The 4399-nt window shown below is 76.7% G+C and carries 2 protein-coding genes and 1 pseudogene; all 3 read left to right on the top strand.

Annotation, left to right across the window (positions count from 1 at the left end):
* Nucleotides 1-283, top strand: a pseudogene (locus tag D450_RS33655) (hypothetical protein); the annotation flags it as partial.
* Nucleotides 284-512: 229 nt separating this feature from the next.
* The gene (locus tag D450_RS0110015; protein WP_017538535.1) at nucleotides 513-800 is read left to right on the top strand and encodes a WhiB family transcriptional regulator; all 288 of its coding nucleotides are present in this window, start codon (nucleotides 513-515) and stop codon (nucleotides 798-800) included.
* A gap of 241 nt (nucleotides 801-1041) precedes the next feature.
* Nucleotides 1042-4399: glycosyltransferase (locus tag D450_RS0110010; protein WP_017538534.1), on the top strand; the 3358-nt coding region annotated here is incomplete at its 3' end.

Genomic DNA, 4399 nt, shown 5'->3' with positions numbered 1-4399 from the left:
GGCTCAGGCGTACGGGACCGGCGGCCAGCCCGCCTACGGCGACGCCTACCAGCAGCAGGGCTACGACCCGTACGCCCAGCAGCAGGCCTACGCCCAGGACCCGCAGCAGGCCCAGCAGGCCTACGACCCGTCCCAGTACGCACCCCAGCCCGAGGCGGGCGCGGCCGGCGACGCCCAGGGGGCCGTCCCCGGCGCCGCGGAGACCGGCGACCAGCCGGCCGACCAGGGCGAGGGCCAGGCCCGTCAGGACCAGGCCTGGTACCGGGACGACGACCGCCGCTGACGCCGCCTCCGGCCCCCGTCCGGCCCGCCCGGCCCCAGGGAATTGCGTGGCAATCCCACGGATACCGGCCCAGCGCCCGCCGAGAGCGGTGCGCAACGTGGTATTCAAGGGATTGCCACGCAACGCGCTTGACGTATCACAAGCATCACGCGTGTAATTTCAGGGTGTGTTTCACCCCTCCCGGGGGTCGAAGGGGAGGGGACATCTAGGGGGGCAATAGGAGGTGCGCATGAGCGAGGTGATCCCGCTGGCGCACGGCGCAGACGAAGATCTGGGCTGGCAGGAGCGCGCACTGTGCGCGCAGACCGATCCGGAGGCGTTCTTCCCCGAGAAGGGCGGCTCGACGCGGGAGGCCAAGAAGGTCTGCCAGTCCTGCGAGGTCCGGGCCGAGTGCCTGGAATACGCGCTGGAGCACGACGAGCGTTTCGGCATCTGGGGGGGACTCTCCGAGCGCGAGCGCCGCCGGCTGAAGAAAGCCGCCGGGCAGGATTTCGATTTCCTGGCCGACATGCTCTAGGACCGGCCGTCTGCGCCGATGCGTGCGCTCCGGGATCTTTGCCCCGGAGCGCACGTTTTTTTATCCCCTATTTACGCCCCTGCCGGTACGGCGTCCCGGTCCGCCCCCTTCCGGCCGCCTCCGCCCCGGTCCGCCCGTTCCGCCCACGGCCGCCCGCCGTGTGCCGTAAGGTGAGCTGCCGAATGAGTCGGACCGTATCCCGCGTTACATCCCGACCCGCGACCCTCGAGAGACCCGCAGCGTGCTTGCCCAGGATCCCGACCCCGCCCTCCACATCGTCACGGCCGTGATCGTCGCCCACGACGGCGAACGCTGGCTCGCGGAGTCACTGCAGGCCGTGCGTGACCAGAACCGCCCGGTGCAGCGCGTCGTCGGCGTGGACGCGGGCAGCCGCGACCGCAGCGGCGACGTGCTCGCCGAGTTCCTGGCCCCGGACGCCATCGCCGCCGCCCCGCGCGGCTCCGGGTTCGGCGGCGCGGTCCGGGCCGGCCTGGAGCTGCCCCGGCTCAGCGCCCCCTTCCCGGGGGCGGGCCCCGGCGCCACCGAGTGGATCTGGCTGGTCCACGACGACTGCGCCCCCGCCCCCGACGCGCTGGAGCGCCTGCTGGCGGCCGCCGCCGACGACCCGCGCGCCGCCGTCCTGGGCCCCAAGCTGCGCGACTGGTACGACCGGCGGCTCCTGGTGGAGGCCGGGGTGACCATCGACGGCGCCGGCCGACGGGAGACCGGGCTGGAGCCGCGCGAGTTCGACCACGGCCAGCACGACGGCGACCGCCAGGTGCTGGCCGTCTCCAGCGCCGGGATGCTGGTGCGCCGGGACGTGTGGGAGGCCCTGGGCGGGTTCGACGCGTCGCTGCCGCTGTTCCGCGACGACATCGACTTCTGCTGGCGCGCCGGGGCCGCCGGGCACCGGGTCCTGCTGGTCACCGGCGCCGTGGCCTACCACGCTGAGGCCGCCGCCCGCCGCCGCAGGCGCATCGGCGCCGCCGGGGACCACCCCCGCCGCCTGGACCGGCGCAACGCGATGTTCGTGCTGCTGGCCAACCTGCCCTTCGGGGGGATGGTCGGCGCCCTGCTGCGCAACTCGCTGGGGTCGCTGCTGCGGGTGCTGATGTACGTCATCGCCAAGCGGCCCGCCGACGCCTACGACGAGGCGGTGGCGATCACCTCGGTGTACCTGATGCCGGGGCGGCTGGTCCGGGCCCGCTTCCGCAGGCGCCGCAACCGGCGCCGCACCTACAGCGCCATCCGCCCCTACCTGGCGCACGGGGTGGCCCTGCGCCAGTTCACCGAGACCGTGGTGGGACTGCTCACGGGCGGCGGCGGGGCCCCGTCCTCCGGGCGCCACCAGGCGGTGGCCGCCGGGCCGGCCGAGGACGAGGAGAGCCTGCTGGCCGACGAGCACGGCGTCCTGCGGCGCGTGCTCACCCACCCGGGCGTGCTGCTGGTGCTGGCCCTGACGGCGGTGGCGCTGGTCGCCGAGCGGTCGCTGTTCAGCGGCGGCACCCTGGCCGGGGGCGCGCTCCCGCCGGCCGCCGGAGGCGCCGCGGACCTGTGGGCGCTCTACCTGTCCGGCGCGCACGAGACCGGGATCGGGTCGGACGCGGCCGTGCCGCCCTACGTGGGCGTCCTGGCGCTGCTGTCCACCCTTGCCCTGGGCAAGCCGTGGCTGGCCGTCACCGTGCTGCTCCTGGGGTGCGTGCCGCTGGCGGGGGCCACCGCCTACCTGCTCGCCCGCGAAGTGCTCGCCTACCGCCCGGCGCGGCTGTGGATGGCCGGGTCCTACGCCCTGCTCCCGGTGGCCACCGGCGCCGTGGCCCAGGGGCGGATCGGCACCGCGCTGGTGCATGCGCTGCTGCCGGTGCTGGGGCTGCTCGCCTCGCGCATGCTCACCCTGCCCCCCAAGCGCTCCCGGCGCGCCGCCTGGGGGATCGCGCTGCTGCTGGCCGCGGGCACCGCGTTCGTGCCGCTGCTGTGGCTGCTGGCGCTGGTCGGCGGCGGCGTGGTGGCGGTGGCCTTCGGCCACCTGGGGCGCCGGCTGTACGTCAGCCTGGCGATCGCGCTGGGGGTGCCGCTGCTCCTGCTGCTGCCCTGGTCGGCGCAGTTGGTGCTGCACCCCTCCCAGTGGCTGCTGGAGGCGGGCCTGCACGACCCGGCCCTGTCCTCCCCGCCGGCCGCCGCCCACGAGCTGCTCATGCTCTCCCCGGGCGGCGCGGGAGCGCCCCCGTGGTGGGTGACGGCCGGGTTCGTCGCCGCGTCGCTGAGCGCCCTGCTCCTGCTGCGCCGCCGGATGCTGGTGGCGGTGGGCTGGTGCATGGCCCTCTTCGGGATCCTGGCGGCCATCCTCATCAGCCGGGCCGCGGTGGCGCCGTACTACGGCGGGCCGCCCGCACACGCCTGGCCCGGGGTGGCGCTCGCCTTCGCCGCCACCGCGATGCTGCTCAGCGCGGGGCTGGCGGCCCAGTCGCTCGGCCGGATGTGGCGCGACGGCGGGCTGCGCCGGTTCCTCGCCGCGGGCGCGGCGGCCCTGGCGCTGACCACCCCCGTCGGCGCCGCCGCGGCCTGGATGTGGCAGGGCGTCGACGGGCCGCTCAGCGGGGACGCCCCGGACCCGGTGCCCGCCTTCCTCACCGCCACCACCGGCGGCGCCGAGGGGGTGCGCACCCTCGTGCTCTCCCCCACCGGTGAGGGGCCGCTGCGGTACGCGGTGCTGCGGCCGGGGGAGCCCCGGCTGGGCACCGAGCAGGTGCAGCCCGACGACGACGCCCGGCAGGCCCTGGAGACCGAGGTGGCGGCGCTGGCGGCGGGCCGGGCCGGGGACGAGGTCGCGGCGCTGGCCGACTTCGGGGTGGGGCACGTGCTGGTGCCCGACCCGCCGGACGGCGGGGAGGAGGCCCCGACCGTCGTCGACACCCTGGACGGCACCCCCGGGCTGACCCGGCAGATGCACGGCGAGGAGTTCGCGCTCTGGCGGCTGGACGCGCCCACCGGGCGGATGCGCCTGGCGCCCCCGGCCGAGGACGGGGCCGGTGCCGGCACCGCGGGCGGTGACGAAGACGGTGACGGCGGGGCGGGCGCCGCCGGAGACGCGCAGGTCCTGACCTCCGAGGCCGACGGGCGGGTGAGCGTGCCCGCCGGGCCGGAGGGGCGCGCCCTGCTGCTGGCCGAACCGGCGGGGGCCGGATGGACCGCGTCGGTGGACGGGCGCGAACTGGCCGCCGAGACCACGGAGGCGGGAACGGCCGCCTTCACGGTGCCCGCCTCCGGCGGGGACGTGGTGGTCGAACGGGGCGCGGCGGTGCGCGACGCCTGGCTGGTGGTGCAGGGGGTGCTGCTGGCGCTGGCCCTGGTGCTGGCCTCGCCCGGGGCGCGCACCGCGGAGGACGCCGCCGAGGAGCGGACCCGTGCCGAGGCCCGCCCCCGGCGCCCGCGCGGACGCCGGGCCCGCGGCCACCGCCGCACCACCGGGACGGAGAGCGCAGCGACGGACACCGCCACGACGGACACCGCCACGACGGACACCGGCGGGCAGCCGGTGGTGGATCACGGCGATGGCCCGGGGGCTGACGGCCGGGACACCGGGTCGGTCCCGGTCGTGC

The organism is Nocardiopsis halophila DSM 44494 (assembly GCF_000341245.1).
GTDB classification, from domain to species: domain Bacteria; phylum Actinomycetota; class Actinomycetes; order Streptosporangiales; family Streptosporangiaceae; genus Nocardiopsis_A; species Nocardiopsis_A halophila.
Note: the sequence above shows the minus strand (reverse complement) of the source record. Positions and strands in the feature narration are given on the sequence as shown.

Coding starts and splice junctions, on each gene's coding strand:
- D450_RS0110015 (WP_017538535.1), top strand. CDS start 513: ATGAGCGAGGTGATCCCGCTGGCGCACGGCGCAGACGAAGATCTGGGC.